The organism is Microbulbifer sp. MLAF003 (assembly GCF_030012965.1).
Taxonomy (GTDB): Bacteria; Pseudomonadota; Gammaproteobacteria; order Pseudomonadales; family Cellvibrionaceae; genus Microbulbifer; species Microbulbifer variabilis.
The window spans coordinates 825,079-842,794 of record NZ_CP120232.1 but is presented as its reverse complement, the minus strand read 5'-3'; the positions used below and the strand labels follow the sequence as shown (position 1 = coordinate 842,794).

Here is a 17,716-nt window from a genome sequence, read left to right as displayed (position 1 = left end):
GTCTACCGGCTGTGGCTATGGGCTTTTTTTGTGCCTGCGGAATTAGCAAATAAAGGAAATGCGCATGTCCAGTGATACACTCAATCTATTCTCGTTCCGCGGGAAGATAAAAATCCTTCACCTTACCTGGGTGGCTTTTTTTATCACCTTCTTTGCCTGGTTTAACCATGCTCCCCTATTAATGGCAATTGCCAAGAGCTTATCGCTTAGTCCGGATCAAGTTAAAACCCTACTGATCCTAAATGTGGCTCTGACTATTCCTGCTCGCATCGTAATAGGAATGCTGACAGATAAATATGGCCCACGGCTCACCTACTCTCTCCTGCTGGCGATTGGTAGCGTGCCTTGTTTTATTTTTGCCCTGGCAGACAATTTTGTGCAGGCGGCAATAGGCCGCTTCCTGCTCGGGTTTATTGGTGCGGGGTTCGTGGTCGGCATTCGCATGGTATCGGAGTGGTTCCCAGCCCGCCAACTGGGAACTGCCGAAGGCATTTATGGGGGCTGGGGTAACTTTGGCTCCGCTGCCGCAGCTATGTCCCTACCAACCATTGCACTGTTTTTTGGAGGCGATGATGGTTGGCGCTACGCCATTGGCCTTACAGGAGTGATTGCGCTTGTATACAGCGTGATTTACTACTTCTCGGTTACCGACACCCCCAAGGGGTCTACCTATTTTAAACCAAAGAAAATTGGTGCAATGGAAGTTACCAGCACTGGGGATTTTGTCCTCTTGTTGGTGATGAAAGTACCTATGTATGCAGCTCTGGCACTGCTCACCTGGAAACTATCCAGCGGAGTCAACTTAATATCCAGCCTCACTGCAAGTCTGATTTATTGCGGACTGGTAGTACTTTATCTATTGGACGCGCGAAAAACCTACAGTATTAATCGGGAGGTACTCAGTAACCCTCCTGCACCTGTGCACCGTTATAAATTCAAGCAGGTCGCTGTTTTGAACCTACTCTACTTTGCAACATTCGGTTCTGAGCTGGCCGTGGTCTCCATGTTACCCCTTTTCTTCTCCGAGACTTTTACCCTGGATCCGGTAAAGGCTGGCTTATTGGCTTCCGCCTACGCTTTTATGAACCTGATGTCGCGCCCAGCGGGAGGACTGATCAGTGATCGCTGGGGACGTAAGCCCACTCTGCTGATACTGACTGCAGGCCTCGCTTTGGGTTACTTCGCCATGAGTTTGATCGATGCAGAATGGCCACTGTACCTGGCCGTTGCGGCTGCTATGGCCTGTTCCTTCTTCGTACAGGCTGGTGAAGGGGCCGTATTCGCTGTTGTTCCTCTAATCAAGCGTCGACTTACCGGGCAGATCGCCGGAATGACAGGGGCTTATGGCAATGTGGGAGCAGTGTTCTACCTTACAGTGCTAAGCATGGTGTCCTACCAGACTTTCTTCCTGGTCATCTGCGCCACGGCAGTACTCGGTTTTACTGCCCTGTTAATGCTGGAAGAACCAGAAGGGCAAATGGCGGAAGTACTTCCCGATGGCAGCGTATCCATGATCGATGTCGCATGACAGCGGTATAAAAATAACTGCGGGACTGAAAGGTGACAGTCCCGCTACCACAAACTGTGGGCAGGGCAATTACTATGGTGCCTTGCAGCTGTTTAGTGCCTCCTGTGCCGGTCTTCGGCAGCATAATGATGACGCCTGCGCGGTCAGGCTTCCGGAAGGAGCCGAGCTACAGCGCCACGGCAGCCTCGCAGCGCTCGCTGATGGAGTTGCCAATGCAGAGGCTGGCGGCGAGGCAGCTCGAGCCGCTATCAATGGTTTTTTTCTGACTACTACAGTACTCCGGAAACCTGGTCGACCAAACACGCCGTCGCACGTGTATTACATTCCCTCAACAGCTGGCTTTTCCGTCAGAGTGGCGGCAGCACTGAAATCCAGCGAGGATGGCTGACTACTTTCTCCGCCGTTATATTCAAAGGTACCAGCGCTCACCTGGTACATATTGGAGACTCTAGAATTTATCGTCTGAGAAATAGCAGACTGGAATACCTTAGCCGTGATCACAGCCATACCCTTGGCCCGGGGCGTACCTTTCTAAGTCGCGCATTGGGTATGGATGCGCATATTGACGTGGACTACCGCTGTGAAGCTTTACAAGCAGGTGATGTTTTCCTGCTCAGTAGTGATGGTATCCACGATTTCCTACAGGAAGATACTATTAAGGCGCTGCTGCAGAATTTCTGTGCCTACACTCCGCAACAGCTAATTGATACAGCCTTACAAGCAGGATCCACAGACAACTTAAGCGCAATAGTTTGCAGGGTAAACTCCGTTGGCCTACCCGAGTGTGATGAATTGGCAATGCGCAATCGAGAATTGCCATTTGCGCCGGACCTGCGCCCGGGACAGAAACTCGATAACTTTCAAATTCTACAGGAACTGCACGCCAGCAATCGCAGCCACCTGTATTTGGCACGAGACCAGGACACAGACAAGCTCCGAGTAATTAAAACCCCTCGGTCAATTTTTGTGATGATCCCCTATATATCGAGCGTTTTGTTGCCGAGGAATGGACCGGACGACGAATAACTCACCCTGGAATTATTAAAGTTTTCGCTCCCAACAAAGAGCGGCGTTGCCTTTACCATATTCTCGAATATATTGAAGGCCAGACTTTACGGCAGTGGATGCAATTAAACCCACAACCACAAATCCCCCAGGTACGGGATATCCTCGGGCAACTGGTCAGTGCTCTGCGAAGCCTGCAGCGCATGGAAATCGTTCACGGCGATCTCAAACCAGAAAATATTATGATGCGCAATGACGGGCGCCTCGTAATTATTGATCTGGGTGGTGCTGATGGTCCCGGACTCAGAGAACAATTACACTTATCCGGCGAATGTGCCCCCGGTAGCAAGAATTACACAGCACCGGAGTTCTTTTTTGGTGATAGCGCCAGTCACCGCTCAGATATATTTTCCCTCGGAGTAATCACCTATGAACTTCTCACCGGTAAATATCCCTATCCAGAGCGTCTCGGCAATTATCACTACCATCTGAAAAGTTACAGCCAGATGCAATTTACCAGGGCTTCCCGGTATCGGGACGATATTCCGCACTGGATAGATGGAGCTTTACACAAAGCCTGTGCGGCAGATCCAAAGAAACGCTACATCGCACTATCGGAATTTATCCAGGATTTGCAGGTTCCAAATCCAGAATTCAAGTTGCCAAATAAGCGCCCACTCCTGGAACGCAATCCTCTGCTGTGTTGGCAGTTACTGGCTCTATTATTACTGCTCTCACATCTGCTCTATTTCTTCTGGCTCTAGCTCACAGGATTTGAATAAGCACTTTCAATGCGCAAGAAAATTCCCGCATGCACTAATTTGTCGCAGACATCGTAGACAATCGAGCCAAAACGCCACCATTTCTATAAATAAAGTTGGCATGGAGATTGAATGTATTTAATTACCAACAAAATACTCCCCTATTTCGAGGCAACGGCGCCTGTACTCTTCGGCAGAAGAGGAGGCGCCCTTGCTGCTTTTCCTGGGCCTGCCCCTGCCGAACAAACAAATTGAGACGGCAGGAATGTAAATGAGAGTAAATACAGAGAAACAAAAGCTGATCGTGATTGGCAACGGTATGGTAGGACACCATTTCCTTGAACAGCTGGCCAATCATCAAAAATCCACAAGTTTTGAAATTTCCATTTTCTGTGCAGAACCAAGGCCAGCCTATGATCGGGTTCATCTGTCTGAATATTTTTCTGGTCTCAGTACAGAAGACCTGGCTATGGGTAAAACTGAGCAATACCAGCAATGGGGATTTGAGCTTCTGCTCAACGACCGGGTTGAGGAGATTGATAGAAAAAATAAAATGGTCACCGCTGCCAGCGGCATCACTCGTTCCTACGACCAGCTAATACTCGCCACCGGCTCCTATCCATTTGTGCCGCCAATTCCGGGCCATCAGCACGAGCGCTGTTTCGTCTACCGGACCATCGAAGACTTAGATGCAATCCGCTCTGCTGCCGTGAATGCCAAAACAGGTGTTGTAGTTGGCGGCGGCCTGCTCGGCCTTGAGGCTGCCAATGCATTAAAGACTCTGGGGCTCGAAGCTCATGTAGTGGAGTTTGCACCGGGGTTAATGGCCACCCAGCTCGATGACGGCGGTTCAACACTGTTACGCAATAAAATTGAAGACCTGGGGGTCCAGGTGCATACCAGTACAGCCACCGAACTCATTGAAGAAGTGGATGGTCGCCTATGTATGCAATTTAAAGGGGATAGGAAACTTATCACCGATATGATTGTATTCTCCGCCGGTATTCGCCCCCAAGACTCACTCGCAAAATCTTCGGGCCTACAAACCGGAGAGCGAGGCGGCATAGTTATTGACAGCAGTTGCCGAACCTCGGACCCGGATATTTTTGCTATCGGTGAATGCGCCCTGTACGAAAATCAAATATTTGGTCTAGTCGCGCCGGGATATAGTATGGCGCGTACAGCTGTTGCCCAGCTGGTTGGAGAAGAGGAAAATTTCACCGGCGCCGATATGAGTACCAAACTCAAGCTTCTCGGGGTTCAGGTAGGTTCTATTGGTGACGCCCATGGACGCAGTGACGGTGCTGCCGCTATCACTTTCGTCGATGAGCAGAGCGGCATCTATAAACGCATGATTACCGATAGCACCGGGAAACAATTACTCGGCGCCGTAATGGTTGGCGATACCAGTGAATATGATAGCCTGCTGCAATATCACCTGAATAATATCGAGTTGCCCGAACACCCGGAGCAACTAATTTTACCTGCAGCAGAAGGTGCAACTCCTACCCTGGGTGCAGCAGCCCTTCCAGCAACCGCTACAGTGTGTTCCTGTCATAATGTGAGTAAGGGCCAGATCGTCGATGTTATTGCCGGAGGTTGCCACTCCCTAGCTGAAGTCAAGGAAGTAACCAAGGCTTCCACTGGTTGTGGTGGCTGCACCGCCTTGCTGAAGGATATTGTTGACGACGAGCTGGCCGCACTGGGCATGGAAGTAAACAATCATCTCTGCGCTCACTTCCCCTTCTCACGCCAGGAGTTATTTCACATTATTCAGGTGGAGGAAATTAAAACCTTTGCCGGACTGCTGGAAAGACATGGCAACGGTCATGGCTGTGAGGTCTGTAAACCCACCGTAGCCTCCATACTCGCCTCTTTATGGAATGAGCATATTCTCGAGCAGTCCCATGTCGGACTGCAGGATACCAATGACACTTTTATGGCGAATATGCAGAAAAATGGCAGCTACTCAGTAGTGCCTCGTATTCCCGGTGGTGAAATTACGCCGGAAAAGTTGATTGTTATTGGTGAAGTCGCTAAACGCTATAACCTCTATACAAAAATTACCGGTGGTCAGCGTATCGATCTATTTGGTGCGAGGCTGGAGCAACTACCGGAAATCTGGAGCGAACTGATTGACGCAGGCTTTGAAACCGGCCATGCCTACGGAAAGTCTCTGCGTACAGTCAAATCCTGTGTCGGCAGTACCTGGTGTCGCTTCGGAGTGCAAGACAGTGTTTCCATGGCTCTGCTTGTGGAAAATCGCTATAAGGGCCTTCGCTCACCACACAAAATTAAAATGGCGGTATCGGGTTGCACCCGTGAATGTGCTGAAGCGCAGAGCAAAGATGTGGGAGTAATCGCCACCGAAAAAGGTTGGAACCTTTTTGTCTGTGGGAATGGAGGCATGCGCCCTCGCCATGCAGATTTATTTGCCACCGATCTGGATAGCAAAACCCTGATCCGTTATATCGACCGATTTTTAATGTTTTACGTACGTACTGCCGATAAATTACAGCGCACATCAGTATGGCTCGAAAATCTCGACGGCGGTCTCGATTACCTGCGTGAAGTCATTATTGATGACAAACTGGATATCTGTGTGGAGCTGGAGGCGCAGATGAAACGTGTAGTCAATACCTACCAGTGTGAATGGAAAACTGCGGTCAACGATCCCGAAAAGCTCAAACGTTTTCGCCAGTTTGTCAATAGTGACCAATCAGATGAAAAAATAATTTTTGTCAAAGAGCGTGGTCAGCCACGACCGGCAACTGTGGAAGAAATTGTGGAAACCGCAGAGTCCGCATGACACCAACCCGGCTGCTTAACCCACCGGCCCGCAAATGATGAAGGCTTCACTTTTTAACCTCTTAAAGTCTTGAAAGGAAATTATTATGAGCTTAGCCGCACTGCAACAAAGCAACACAAATTCAATTGCCATAACCCACCCCCAATGGTTACCAATCTGTCAGCGATCAGATCTGGTGAATAACTCAGGGGTGTGTGCCCTTTGGGGTGATACCTCTGTATATCCTACGGAGATGTTCAGTAGAGCCAATAAAATTATTGAACAGAGAAGTATCGCCCTATTTTTTTACCCGATCAGGAGCAACAGCTTTATGCCGTTGACAACTGGGACCCGATCGCACAAGCTGGCGTAATTGCAAGAGGAATTATTGCGGAAATGGAGGGGGAATTGACTGTTGCTTCCCCGCTTTATAAACACCACTTCCGCCTAAGCGATGGAGTCTGCATGGAAGATAGCAATATCAGGCTTGCCACCTACCCACTGGCACTTTATGAGGATAAGGTTTACATCGGCTGCAATAAGATACAGTAATGGCAGTAACGGAATTTTTGAGCGCGCGCCGCTCCTGCACTACCTGCCCCTATTGCGGCGTAGGCTGTGGAGTAACGGTCGACAAGGAAGAGCGCGCGGACACTACGGCTATAAAAGTCAGTGGCGATACCCAACATCCCGCTAATTTTGGCAAACTTTGTGTCAAAGGCGCCGCGCTTGGGGAAACCCTCGGTGAACGTGATAGGCTGCTACGTCCTCGCTTGCATGGAAAGGAGTGTGACTGGGATAGTGCCATGTCCTATGTGGCCGATAGCTTTGCGCAAAATATCCGTGAATATGGTCCAGACTCCGTAGCCTTTTATCTCTCCGGGCAGCTACTTACCGAAGATTACTATGTTGCCAATAAACTGATGAAGGGATTTATTGGCAGCGCTAATATCGATACCAATTCACGTCTGTGCATGTCCTCAGCAGTTGTCGGGTATAAACGTGCATTTGGAGCAGACGCCGTACCTTGCTGCTACGGTGACCTGGAACACACAGACCTTATTATATTAATTGGCTCCAATGCCGCCTGGACCCATCCAATCCTTTTCCAGCGCATGCAGGCAGGCAGTGCAAAACTGGTCGTCATAGACCCTCGTGCGAGTGCTACCAGTGAAATGGCCGACCTACACCTCGCTATTATTCCAGGCAGTGATGCATCCCTGTTTAACGGCTTGCTTAATTTCCTCGCACAGCACAATCAACTTGATCATCAATATATTCAGCAACACACTCAGGGCTTTGAGGATACCCTCGTCGCGGCTCAGCACTGGTCTCTTCAACAAACCGCGCTGGCCTGTGGAATATCTACAGAAAAATTACAGGCATTCTTTCAGCTGTTTGCCGAAACAGAAAAAACAATCAGCTTTTATTCCCAGGGTATCAACCAATCCAGCAGTGGTAGCGATAAAAACAACGCTATCATCAATTGTCACCTGGCTACAGGGCGCATTGGAAAAACGGGAACGGGCCCTTTCTCAATCACGGGACAACCCAATGCCATGGGGGGCGTGAAGTGGGTGGCCTTGCGAATATGCTCGCTGCCCATATGGAATTCGATATGGATGCCATTGATCGGGTAGGCCGTTTCTGGTGCGCTCCGCAGGTCGCACTGACTCCCGGCTTAAAAGCAGTAGATATGTTCCGCGCAGTGGAAAGTGGGCAGATTAAGGCCATCTGGATTATGGCCACCAATCCTGCAGTGAGCATGCCAGAGGCAGACCGAGTGGCAGAAGCGCTGCGCAAGTGTCCGCTGGTAGTTGTTTCCGATTGTATTGCCGATACAGATACCGCACGGTGTGCCGATGTACTGTTACCAGCTACTAGCTGGGGAGAGAAAAATGGCACGGTTACCAATGCAGAACGGCGTATCTCCCGGCAAAGGCCCTTCCAGGAACCAAGCGGAGAGGCTCGGCATGACTGGCAGGCCATTTGTGACTTGGCAGGTCGTCTGGGATTCGAGGATCAATTCAGCTATTCACATCCCGCAGATATTTTCCGCGAGCACGCTCAATTATCCGGCTTTGAAAATAACGGTAGCCGAGCCTTTGATATTTCCCTCTTTGGGAATATCCAACGCAGTGACTACGACAAGCTACAACCGGTGCAGTGGCCGGTCAATACTGCAAACCCCAACGGCAGTGCACGCTTGTTTGGAGATGGAAGATTTTTTACCGAAAGCGGACGCGCTAATTTTATTCCTATCACACCCCGCTCTCCCCAGCAGCAAATTAATAAGGCCTACCCATTGTGGCTCAATAGCGGACGCATGCGTGACCAGTGGCATACTATGACCCGCACCGGCCGCTCACGCAAGCTGCTCGACCACAGCGAAATTGCTGAGGTTCAGATCAATCCGAGAGATGCCAGGGAATACGGTGTTGACGAGGGAGCCCTGGTAGAGCTGCGCAGTGCGCAGGGCAGAATGTGCGGACGCGCAGCGCTAAATGCCGCACAAAAACATGGAGAGTTATTTGCGCCCATCCACTGGAGCCAAACTCTTGCGCAGGAGTCCAAAGTCAGCGCCCTTACCGAAGCAGTTGTTGATCCCCTATCAGGCCAACCCGAGTTCAAACAGGTACCAGTTCAACTACAGCCCCTCGAATGCCACAGTTATGCCACCCTGATCTGCCCTGATCCAGTAGCCAAAAGTCTATGGCAGTGGTTACAAACACATAACGACAGCAACCTCCTGCACTGGTACAGAGTGCCTTGTGATGGTGGTTATCGCTTTGAGCTAGCTCTGTGCCATCCCCTGGATGGCCGCAAGTTAGGTGCAATGCTATTGCAAGATATCCCCGATATTCACTGGCAACAGGTCGAGACGTTAAAGAGTCAGCGCTGGCTGGCCTATAACGATGAATTCCAACTACTGATTATTGCTAATAACGACTGGCACAACCTACCGGATCGACGGACTCTAGAGCGCTATTTGCAACTCGATATGCCCCAAATTCCAGCTCAACTGCTACACCCTATCCCAGCCGGTGTGCGTATGGTCTGCACCTGTATGCAGATTTCCCGGCCGCAGATCGAGCAAGCAATTGGAAATGGCATCCACTCCGTAGAAGCGCTAGGTCATGCACTCGGGTGTGGAACCCGCTGCGGTTCTTGTAAACCGGAAATATCTGCCCTGATCCGCACAGCGCGGGAAAGTGGTGTTTCCGGACAGGCAGTAGCCGCTACGATGGAGACCGAAGTGGTTAAGTCTGCCAAAAATAAGCACAAAGAACTTAAAGAAAACTACGCAGCTGGCGCCTAGGAAGTCCTTTTGAATTAACAGAAGGGTCCAATTCATCCCCGCAATATCCCCAAGACAATAACTATCTGTGGATGAAATTATTTCCTTTAGAGGCTGACCTGCCGATTTAGAGCAGAAAGGCCTCTATTATGGCGTTGCAAGGGCCCTCTCAAGTTAATATCAACTTTATTCCCTCTACAATTAAGGCCGATATATCTAGCGCGTCATAGCGGAGCTTTTCAATCAAGCACACGGGGTTTCCATGTTCAAAATCGACCATATTGATCACGTGGTTTTACGCGTAAAATCACTAAGCGCTATGCGCGATTTTTATGAAGGAATCCTCGGCTGCAAGATGGAGCGGGAAAATGAAGACCTCGGGCTTTACCAGATGCGAGCCGGCAACTGCCTGATTGACCTGGTTCCGGTAGACCACTCCATTGGTTTAGCGGGAGGCTCAGCCCCAGGAAAAGAGGGACGTAATATGCATCACTTCTGCTTGCGTGTTGATCCTTTTAACCCAAGGGAAATTCACAAATACATGAGTGAAAATAATGTCGAAGCCTCCCCAGTAGAGCAGCGCTACGGAGCCGAAGGCATGGGGCCATCAATCTATATTTCAGATCCCGAGCACAATGTTATAGAGCTTAAGGGCCCGCCAACCACTTAGGGAACCCCGAAACAGCTTGATAATTTTCCAGTCCCGAAGAACAGAAATGTAAAAAACCTGAGATGGCTGATTACTCAGCCAATGAAGATTTTTTAGCAGCTTTCACGGATGGAATAGCAGCATTAAAGAAAAGCCCCTGGAGTATCCCGACATTTTAATCACAAACCACCTATCAAGCTCATTAAAAGCAGTATAACTACATTTTTTTGAAAAAAGTCATTTAGGGATCGGCAATTATTCTAGCCAGCTATTGATATACCAAAATCCTGAGTTAGTATCGCAACACAAAATATGATTATCACAAAAAAACCACATACAATAGTGCACGCTGGCGAAGGGAAATATTGAGCCTCCTATTCAATAATTGATGGCACCCTGAGCATTAATAAGAGTGTTCACATCTATGGCTTAATATACTTGGGACGATTAGAGGATTATATCTTTATTACGCATCCCGAAAGGCCAAATTAAAGCCCACCATTTCAATATGGAATTCTTTCCTATAGAAAAAATGATTTAACTCACTTTGACCATTTATGAAAAAGCTGTTTTCAATCAACTTGCATGCAGCCCCAAAAAGGCTTTTACTGACGGATATCAATAATTATCAACAGGAAAGCTATATGTCTTTACTTTTAGCTATGTTCGGATTTTCTCTGGCCATGTCGATCACGCCGGGGCCAGTCAACATGGTAATTATTTCTTCCGGCGTCAATTATGGTTTTGGCCGGACAATGCCATTTGTTTCAGGAGCAACAATAGGATTTACCCTCTTATTGGCAGCCATTGGCTTCGGTTTTTATCAATTACTGGCTGTTTATCCCAAGTTTTTACAATATCTGGCCATACTGGGTTCGGCTTATGTGATATATATCGGTTATAAGATAGCAACGGCTTCTGATGCAACTATTGATATTGCAGAGCAGACTAAACCGAGATTCCATGAAGGATTTTTGTTGCAATGGCTTAACCCTAAAGCGTGGGTAGCCTGCATATCTGGAGTTGCACTATTCTCGAGTGCAGAAAGCCACTCCAGTTTAATGACCTTTGTACTAATCTACTTCCTCGTATGCTATACATCTTTGGCAATCTGGGCTCTGGCAGGAGATAGAGCTCGATTACTACTAGGTACCGAACACCGGGTAAAAGTATTTAACGGTATTATGGGGGGCTTCTGATCCTTTGTGCGCTCTATCTCTTGTATACACAGCTCCTAACTGGACAATCCGGGCTCACCAATTTATAGAGCTCTTCTATTTTTGCCTTTAACCCCACTAATTTAGTGCAGGGTTATTTAAAAAATTTTTGGCCGACCAAAACTATGCAAATCAAGAAATGCTTTCATTATATATCGCCATTGACACCCTTATATAATTTAGTTAGCACTTCTAGCAATTTTTCTTGCTTAATTTCTGCTAGAAGCCCGTCTCTGAACTCACTATTTAAGAATAGCATCCAAATTCAGTATTAAATGAAATGACTTTATTGCTTTGCAGATGACGTAACTAAATATAATGTTTAAGTTCAACAAACGATAGGACTGTGCAATTGGACGCCAAGTAGATAATTTTGGCCTCTATCAGCTCTACACTTGTGTATGTCTGATTGATTTTGTGCCAGTGAATCAACCACTTGGCCTAAAAAGTGCGGCTACTCTGGGTGCTGGAATATGCAATTTACCTTCTTGCAGATCCTTTTTATCCTGGTACCACTCAACAATTTTTGCAATAAAATAACATTCAATCCTCATCTGTAGAGAAAAACTATGATACCGAGGATATGGGTTTTTCAGTATATTTTAATAATCTTGAAGTCAACATTACTAAATTGAAGGCGTTGATTGGCAAAATTATTTAATCAATTATCTCCTATAGAAACTTTGAGATTCAGACATTTTTATCAAGTAAGCTTACAATTTTCTCACAATTCAGGCCCTGAGATTATGGAAAATGAAGTCATAGATTATACGGTAAATGGTGATTCCTTTACCGGTTACCTCGCGTGGGACAGCGGTATTAACGAAAAGCGCCCCGGAGTCATTCTGGTACATGAGTGGTGGGGACATAATGCCTTTGTGAGGGAACAGGCAGACCGGCTGGCCGAACTTGGATACTACGCTTTTGCAGTGGACATGTTCGGTACCGGCAAACAAACCGATGACCCTGCCGAGGCGCAGAAATTCCATGATGAGGCCCTCAAAAGCCCCGTGGTTCTGGAAGCGCGTTTTCGTACAGCACTTTCGCTATTACAACAACACGCCGGTGTTGATCCCAATCGCATTGCTGCACAGGGATATTGTTTTGGTGGCGGCGTGGTATTAGCCATGGCACGCCTCGGCCTCGAGTTGCGTGGTGCCGTCAGCTTTCACGGTGCTCTGACCAGCGATGTTGTCGCGAAAAAAGGCAAGATCCAGGCCGAAATACAGGTCTATACCGGCGGTGCCGATGCCATGATTCCGCCCCAACAGGTCGGTGCTTTTGTTGAAGAGATGCAAGAAGCGGGAGCCAAGCTCACACTGGTGAGTTATCCAGGTGTACTGCACGGATTTACCAATCCCGCCGCAACTGAGCGAGGCGAGAAGTTCGGCCTACCACTCGCATATAACCAGGAAGCGGCAATGGATTCCTGGCAGGGCGCCCTGGATTTCTACCAAAAAATCTTCAACTGACAATGTTTGTGCCCGGTAAATTTACTACCGGGCACAAATCGCCTTATAAATTTCAGAACTCTAATCTTCACTCAGATAGAGAGCACCTCTACCCTGCTCTGCCGCCTGGTCCCCTGGGTTGCGTAACGGGCAGTTATCCATAGAAAGACACCCACAGCCTATACAACCTTCCAACCGATCGCGCAGCTGGGTCAGCTGGCGAATACGCTGGTCGAGGTCCTCACGCCAGCCTGCCGAGAGCTTGGCCCAATCTTTAGCTGTCGGCGTGCGTCCATTCGGAAGGGTTGCCAACGCCTGACGGATTTCGGCCAGTGGGATACCGGTACTCTGTGCCACCTTGATAATGGCCACACGCCGCAATACATCGCGGGAGTAGCGCCGTTGGTTACCACTGGTGCGCCAACTGCTAATCAGCCCCTTACTCTCATAAAAGTGCAGAGCGCTTACCGCTACATCACAGCGCTCTGCCACCTCTCCAACAGTCAACTCACGCCGGATACTTTGCCCCGGTTGGATAGCAGCTTTGTCATTTTTCGCCTTAGTCACCTAAAGGCCTCCCAAAACCATTGACCTCAATATTACTTGAGGTTTTACACTGCGCCGCGATCCAATGCAAGTAAAGGAAGGAAAGTGATGAACTGGAATCGTAAACAACCGAATCCGACTCTCCAGACACAGTCAGCACCGGGCTTCTTTCAACTGATGGTGGCAGCACAGAGCCTGAGCATCAGCCTGGTCAGAGAAACCAAGCAGCAAGAAAGTCCATCGGCTGCCAATACCGGGATCGGATTGAATGCCTGCAAGGTCGGGGGCCAGTCATGAAAACTGTTGCTGCGATTGCAGTACCTGGTAATTTTACGGTTCCCACACCCCAGCGGCTGACGTTATTGTGCCTCGCAGCACTCACAATTATGTCCGGCGCTACTGTGGCGCCATCCCTGCCGGCCCTGGAAAACTATTTTTCCCAACACCCAGATAGTGCACTGCTGAGCCGGCTGGTTTTGAGTTTGCCCGCCCTGATGATCGCTATATTTGCACCTCTGGCCGGGATTATCTCAGACCGCTACGGAAGGCGCAGACTACTGCTATTGGCGGTAGGTCTGTATGGCTTTGCCGGGACTTCCGCTTTATTGCAAAACAGTCTGGAAGGAATTCTCGCCAGCCGCATTCTTCTGGGGGTGGCCGTAGCCGGCACAATGACCTCTGTCACTGCCTTGGTAGGAGATTATTTCACCCCCAGAGAGAGGCAGGTTTACATGGGGCAGCAAGGCGCTTTTATCAGCCTCGGGGGAGTTGTCTGTCTACTGGCCGGGGGATTACTGGCAGATCTGCATTGGCGTGGCCCTTTTGCCATTTACGGGGTTGCGCTGCTGTTGATTCCCGCGGTGCTGATCTATCTTCCTGAACCCAAACGCAGCTATACACTCAAAAAATCAAAAAGCATTGCAGAAAAAAATCTACTGGCTGGGATTCTCCGCCTTGCTCGGTGCTGCCATGCTGAACAGCCTGGCTTTTTTCCTGATCCCAACACAGCTGCCTTTCCTGCTGCAAGAGATCGGTGCCAGCTCTCCCAGTCAAGCCGGAGTAGCCATTGCTGCGGGTAATCTAATGGGCGCTCTCGCTTCGCTGACTCTGTTCCCACGTGCACACAAAATTTTTGGCAAATTTGGAATTTTCGCCTTCAGTTTTACCGTTATGGCCACCGGCATGGGGTTGATTTCCATAGCAGAATCTTTCTCTGGAATCATTATCGCCATGGCAATCTACGGTAGTGGTATGGGAACACTCATACCACATATTTTTTCTACAGGGTTGGAGTCAGCTACAGAAAATATGCGCGGGCGCATTTCGGGAGCGCTGACCGCCAGTGTATTTATTGGGCAATTTTTATCTCCTTTTCTCAGTCAGCCATGGGTTAATCACTTTGGTCTTGCAAGTGCCTTCTCTACAGTGGCTCTAGGGCTATTGTTACTGGCAGTTATAGCCCTGATAACCCACTGGCTTAAAACAAAAACATCCACTGAAATTAAATTGCGGTAGGATGTAGACCCGCCCGACAACGCAACGCCAAAGAAGTAACCGTAACTTTGGCAAGGAGAGAAAGTGAAACCTATTATTTCGATCCAGGGCCTCGGCAAAACCTATGCTGGAGGATTTACCGCCCTAAACAATGTCGACCTGGAAATTCAGCGTGGGGAAATCTTTGCCTTGCTTGGCCCCAATGGAGCTGGCAAAACCACCCTGATCAGCATTGTGTGTGGCATCGTCAACGCCAGTCAAGGCAGTATTCGCGTCAACGGGTTTGACATTCAGTCAGACTACCGCAAGGCCCGCAATGAGATCGGTTTGGTGCCGCAGGAAATTTCCACCGATGCCTTTGAAACCGTATGGGCTGCTGTGAAATTCAGTCGTGGCCTGTTCGGAAAATCCCCGAATCCCGCCTATCTGGAAAAGATTCTGCGGCAATTGTCTTTATGGGAAAAAAAGGACAATAAAATTATTACCCTGTCTGGTGGCATGAAGCGCCGCCTGATGATTGCTAAAGCGCTTTCCCATGAGCCGAATGTCTTATTCCTGGATGAACCCACCGCAGGTGTAGACGTAGAGTTGCGCCAGGATATGTGGGAGATGGTACGCGGACTAAAGGATTCAGGCGTCACCATTATCCTGACTACACACTATATCGAGGAGGCCGAGGAGATGGCCGATCGCGTCGGCGTCATCAATCATGGTGAACTGGTATTAGTCGAGGAGAAAAAAACCCTGATGCAGAAAATGGGTGAGAAGGAACTCAGCCTCAACCTGCCCGAGCCATTACAGAGAATTCCCGATGCCCTTGCCGACTTGCCTCTAAGCCTAAGCGGAGATGGCAGCCAACTGGTATACCGTTTCGATGTCAAAAGCGAAGACACTGGCATTGCGGAGTTTTTGCGCCGCCTCAATGCAGCCAGTATCGATTTTCGCGATCTACATACCAGAGAGAGTTCCCTGGAGGAAATCTTTGTCAACCTGGTGCACGGTGCGCGCAGGGAACGAGAGGAACAGCTAAGCAAGGAGACCCAGGAATGAACTGGTACGGAATCGCGGCGATTTACAAGTTTGAAATGGCGCGCACATGGCGTACTCTGATGCAGAGTATCGCCTCGCCGGTACTCTCCACCTCCCTCTATTTTATTGTGTTTGGCGCGGCCATCGGCTCGCGTATGGGGGACATTGACGGTGTTAGCTATGGAGCCTTTATTATCCCTGGCCTGATTATGCTGGCACTGTTAAGCGAGAGTATTTCCAATGCCTCTTTTGGTATTTTCTTTCCGAAGTTCTCAGGCACCATTTACGAAGTGCTATCCGCACCAGTATCGGCTTTCGAGGTTGTAGCCGGCTATGTGGGGGCTGCAGCATCCAAATCAATTATTCTCGGGCTCTTGATCCTGCTCACTGCACGCTTTTTTGTGGACTACGAAATTGTCCATCCCTTCTGGATGATCGTATTCCTGGTGCTGACTGCGGTCACTTTCAGCCTGTTTGGTTTTATCATCGGTATCTGGGCGGATGATTTCCAGAAACTGCAAATTATTCCGCTAATGATTATTACCCCCTGACTTTTCTGGGTGGAGCTTTTTACTCCATTAGTATGCTGCCGGAAATCTGGCAGAAAATTACCCTGTTTAACCCGGTGGTCTACCTGATCAGCAGTTTCCGCTGGGCGTTTTATGGGGTTGCCGATGTAAACCTGGGCCTCAGCGTGGGAATGATCCTTCTTTTTCTTCTCCTTTGCCTGACAACTATCTGGTGGATTTTCCGCACCGGCTACCGGATTAAAACCTGATCAGTGAGATTTTAGGGATGGGGGAAATTCACGAGGGTGGCTGTGCCTGTGACGCCGTGCATTTTCGCGCCGCTGGCGCTCCTCACCGAGTGAGCCTCTGTTCCTGTAGCTGGTGCCGAAAACGTACCGGCAGTCTAATCGGCGTGTCGGTGTATTTTGACAAGGCCAACGTAGAGTTCATCCGAGGCAAGTTGAAAAGTCACCAGTTAATATCCGATGCGAATCGCTGGATAGAGTGCCAGTTCTGCATCAGCTGTGGCAGTGCCGTTACCTGGACCCTGGAATTTCTGCCTAGGTATCGCGGTATTGCCGGAGGCGCCTTCGACGACCCGGCATTTATTCAGCCAGAACGCTACGTCTACTACCAAAATAAACCGGACTGGCTGGAAATAAATAGAGATATCAGCCGCTGCCCGATGATGGCGGGCCGCACCGACCAATATTAGAAATCAACGGTAACCGCGCATAAACAGTGCCACCGCCTTGCGCACCCGCTCGCGTCGCTCCTCCTCTGCCTGCACCTCACAGCAGCCGATCAATACACGCATATGCCGGCAACCCAGCAATATACCCATAAAGTCCTCAGCGGCCTCGGCCGGGTCCTCCACCCTCAACTTACCCATCTCGGTAGCACGGCGCAGCAACTGCTCAATATCCTTCAGAATTCGCTGAGGACCCGCATCGAAAAACAGCTGTGCCAGTTTTGATTCCTGCGCGGCCAGTGCGCACAAAAGCCGTAACAAGCGAATGCTATCTTCGCTGTCCACCATGCTCAGGAAGGCTTGGCCAATGCGCTCCAGTACTTCTGCCACCGAATCCCCCTCCTCCAGGTCGAAAATAGGCAGGGGCATCATCATCTCGCAGCGGGAAGTGATCGCAGCACTGAACAGCGTCTCTTTATCAGAGAAGTGGCTGTACACCGTCAGTTTCGATACACCCGCAGCAGAGGCCACCGCATCCACACTGGTTGCGGCAAAACCTTTGGTCAGAAACAGCTCCTTGGCTGCATCGAGAATTGCCTGGCGTTTGGCCAGATCCTTGGGACGCCCGCGCTGGGCAGCCGCCTGAGACTGTTCAGACATAGCACTCCATATACTGGACTCACCAGTTTAATAAATTTACTATACTCGCCAGTATAACATTACCGGCCGCCCGGCCATGACTCGTCCACT

Annotated in this window: 18 protein-coding genes and 1 pseudogene; 17 read left to right on the top strand and 2 right to left on the bottom strand. The window is 49.4% G+C overall.

The features are described from left to right. Positions 1-64 precede the first annotated feature (64 nt). From P3339_RS04035 to P3339_RS03985, 11 genes are all read left to right on the top strand, one after another. On the top strand, positions 65-1,528 hold the full coding sequence (locus P3339_RS04035; protein ID WP_282952501.1) for a NarK family nitrate/nitrite MFS transporter: 1,464 nt from the start codon (positions 65-67) through the stop codon (positions 1,526-1,528). Then, positions 1,518-1,916, top strand: coding sequence for a hypothetical protein (locus P3339_RS04030; RefSeq protein ID WP_282952500.1), 399 nt, complete (start codon positions 1,518-1,520; stop codon positions 1,914-1,916). The genes P3339_RS04035 and P3339_RS04030 overlap by 11 nt, the downstream gene beginning before the upstream one ends. Next, entirely contained in the window at positions 1,898-2,554 is a 657-nt protein-coding gene (locus P3339_RS04025; protein WP_502867328.1) for a PP2C family protein-serine/threonine phosphatase, read from the top strand. Before P3339_RS04030 ends, P3339_RS04025 begins: the two co-directional genes overlap by 19 nt. Continuing rightward, positions 2,512-3,297, top strand: coding sequence for a serine/threonine protein kinase (locus P3339_RS04020; protein ID WP_353056914.1), 786 nt, complete (start codon positions 2,512-2,514; stop codon positions 3,295-3,297). The genes P3339_RS04025 and P3339_RS04020 overlap by 43 nt, the downstream gene beginning before the upstream one ends. Positions 3,298-3,565: 268 nt before the next feature. After that, positions 3,566-6,103 carry a nitrite reductase large subunit NirB gene (nirB, locus tag P3339_RS04015; protein WP_282952499.1) on the top strand — a complete coding sequence of 846 codons (2,538 nt, stop codon included), beginning with the start codon at positions 3,566-3,568 and terminating at the stop codon, positions 6,101-6,103. A 279-nt stretch (positions 6,104-6,382) separates the two neighbouring features. Next, positions 6,383-6,634, top strand: a complete 252-nt coding sequence (gene nirD, locus P3339_RS23310; protein ID WP_353056913.1) for a nitrite reductase small subunit NirD — start codon at positions 6,383-6,385, stop codon at positions 6,632-6,634. Further along, positions 6,634-7,722: a molybdopterin-dependent oxidoreductase gene (locus P3339_RS04005; protein WP_282952498.1), complete on the top strand. Its 1,089-nt coding sequence runs from the start codon at positions 6,634-6,636 to the stop codon at positions 7,720-7,722. Before nirD ends, P3339_RS04005 begins: the two co-directional genes overlap by 1 nt. Continuing rightward, positions 7,656-9,401, top strand: coding sequence for a nitrate reductase (locus tag P3339_RS04000; protein WP_282952497.1), 1,746 nt, complete (start codon positions 7,656-7,658; stop codon positions 9,399-9,401). The genes P3339_RS04005 and P3339_RS04000 overlap by 67 nt, the downstream gene beginning before the upstream one ends. Positions 9,402-9,642: 241 nt before the next feature. After that, positions 9,643-10,050: a VOC family protein gene (locus tag P3339_RS03995; RefSeq protein ID WP_020414664.1), complete on the top strand. Its 408-nt coding sequence runs from the start codon at positions 9,643-9,645 to the stop codon at positions 10,048-10,050. Positions 10,051-10,586: 536 nt separating this feature from the next. Beyond that, positions 10,587-11,228, top strand: coding sequence for a LysE family translocator (locus tag P3339_RS03990; protein WP_282952496.1), 642 nt, complete (start codon positions 10,587-10,589; stop codon positions 11,226-11,228). 764 nt (positions 11,229-11,992) lie between these two features. Then, a complete protein-coding gene (locus P3339_RS03985; protein ID WP_020414661.1) occupies positions 11,993-12,718 on the top strand; it encodes a dienelactone hydrolase family protein in 726 nt (241 codons plus the stop codon). Between the two features lie 60 nt (positions 12,719-12,778). On the opposite strand, the gene soxR is transcribed toward P3339_RS03985, so the two are convergent. After that, positions 12,779-13,264 carry a redox-sensitive transcriptional activator SoxR gene (gene soxR / locus P3339_RS03980; RefSeq protein WP_020414660.1) on the bottom strand — a complete coding sequence of 162 codons (486 nt, stop codon included), beginning with the start codon at positions 13,262-13,264 and terminating at the stop codon, positions 12,779-12,781. Positions 13,265-13,351: 87 nt separating this feature from the next. Between soxR and P3339_RS03975 the strand changes: the two genes are divergently transcribed. From P3339_RS03975 to P3339_RS03950, 6 genes and pseudogenes are all read left to right on the top strand, one after another. Next, entirely contained in the window at positions 13,352-13,540 is a 189-nt protein-coding gene (locus tag P3339_RS03975) for a hypothetical protein (protein WP_282952495.1), read from the top strand. Beyond that, positions 13,537-14,322 carry an MFS transporter gene (locus tag P3339_RS03970; RefSeq protein WP_282952494.1) on the top strand — a complete coding sequence of 262 codons (786 nt, stop codon included), beginning with the start codon at positions 13,537-13,539 and terminating at the stop codon, positions 14,320-14,322. Before P3339_RS03975 ends, P3339_RS03970 begins: the two co-directional genes overlap by 4 nt. Further along, positions 14,213-14,758 carry an MFS transporter gene (locus tag P3339_RS03965; protein ID WP_282952493.1) on the top strand — a complete coding sequence of 182 codons (546 nt, stop codon included), beginning with the start codon at positions 14,213-14,215 and terminating at the stop codon, positions 14,756-14,758. The genes P3339_RS03970 and P3339_RS03965 overlap by 110 nt, the downstream gene beginning before the upstream one ends. Before the next feature lie 63 nt (positions 14,759-14,821). Beyond that, a complete protein-coding gene (locus P3339_RS03960; protein WP_282952492.1) occupies positions 14,822-15,787 on the top strand; it encodes an ABC transporter ATP-binding protein in 966 nt (321 codons plus the stop codon). After that, positions 15,784-16,544 (top strand): annotated as a pseudogene (locus P3339_RS03955) (ABC transporter permease). Before P3339_RS03960 ends, P3339_RS03955 begins: the two are co-directional and overlap by 4 nt. Before the next feature lie 17 nt (positions 16,545-16,561). Next, a complete protein-coding gene (locus tag P3339_RS03950; protein WP_282952491.1) occupies positions 16,562-16,990 on the top strand; it encodes a GFA family protein in 429 nt (142 codons plus the stop codon). Positions 16,991-16,993: 3 nt separating this feature from the next. Here P3339_RS03950 and P3339_RS03945 read toward each other — a convergent pair whose 3' ends face one another. After that, entirely contained in the window at positions 16,994-17,626 is a 633-nt protein-coding gene (locus P3339_RS03945) for a TetR/AcrR family transcriptional regulator (RefSeq protein ID WP_020414654.1), read from the bottom strand. Positions 17,627-17,716 lie beyond the last annotated feature (90 nt).

Coding starts and splice junctions, on each gene's coding strand:
- P3339_RS04005 (WP_282952498.1), top strand. CDS start 6,634: ATGGCAGTAACGGAATTTTTGAGCGCGCGCCGCTCCTGCACTACCTGC.
- P3339_RS03945 (WP_020414654.1), bottom strand. CDS start 17,626: ATGTCTGAACAGTCTCAGGCGGCTGCCCAGCGCGGGCGTCCCAAGGAT.
- P3339_RS03995 (WP_020414664.1), top strand. CDS start 9,643: ATGTTCAAAATCGACCATATTGATCACGTGGTTTTACGCGTAAAATCA.
- P3339_RS04035 (WP_282952501.1), top strand. CDS start 65: ATGTCCAGTGATACACTCAATCTATTCTCGTTCCGCGGGAAGATAAAA.
- P3339_RS03965 (WP_282952493.1), top strand. CDS start 14,213: ATGCTGAACAGCCTGGCTTTTTTCCTGATCCCAACACAGCTGCCTTTC.
- nirB (WP_282952499.1), top strand. CDS start 3,566: ATGAGAGTAAATACAGAGAAACAAAAGCTGATCGTGATTGGCAACGGT.
- P3339_RS03970 (WP_282952494.1), top strand. CDS start 13,537: ATGAAAACTGTTGCTGCGATTGCAGTACCTGGTAATTTTACGGTTCCC.
- P3339_RS03985 (WP_020414661.1), top strand. CDS start 11,993: ATGGAAAATGAAGTCATAGATTATACGGTAAATGGTGATTCCTTTACC.
- P3339_RS04030 (WP_282952500.1), top strand. CDS start 1,518: ATGTCGCATGACAGCGGTATAAAAATAACTGCGGGACTGAAAGGTGAC.
- P3339_RS03950 (WP_282952491.1), top strand. CDS start 16,562: ATGGGGGAAATTCACGAGGGTGGCTGTGCCTGTGACGCCGTGCATTTT.
- P3339_RS03975 (WP_282952495.1), top strand. CDS start 13,352: ATGAACTGGAATCGTAAACAACCGAATCCGACTCTCCAGACACAGTCA.
- P3339_RS03990 (WP_282952496.1), top strand. CDS start 10,587: ATGAAAAAGCTGTTTTCAATCAACTTGCATGCAGCCCCAAAAAGGCTT.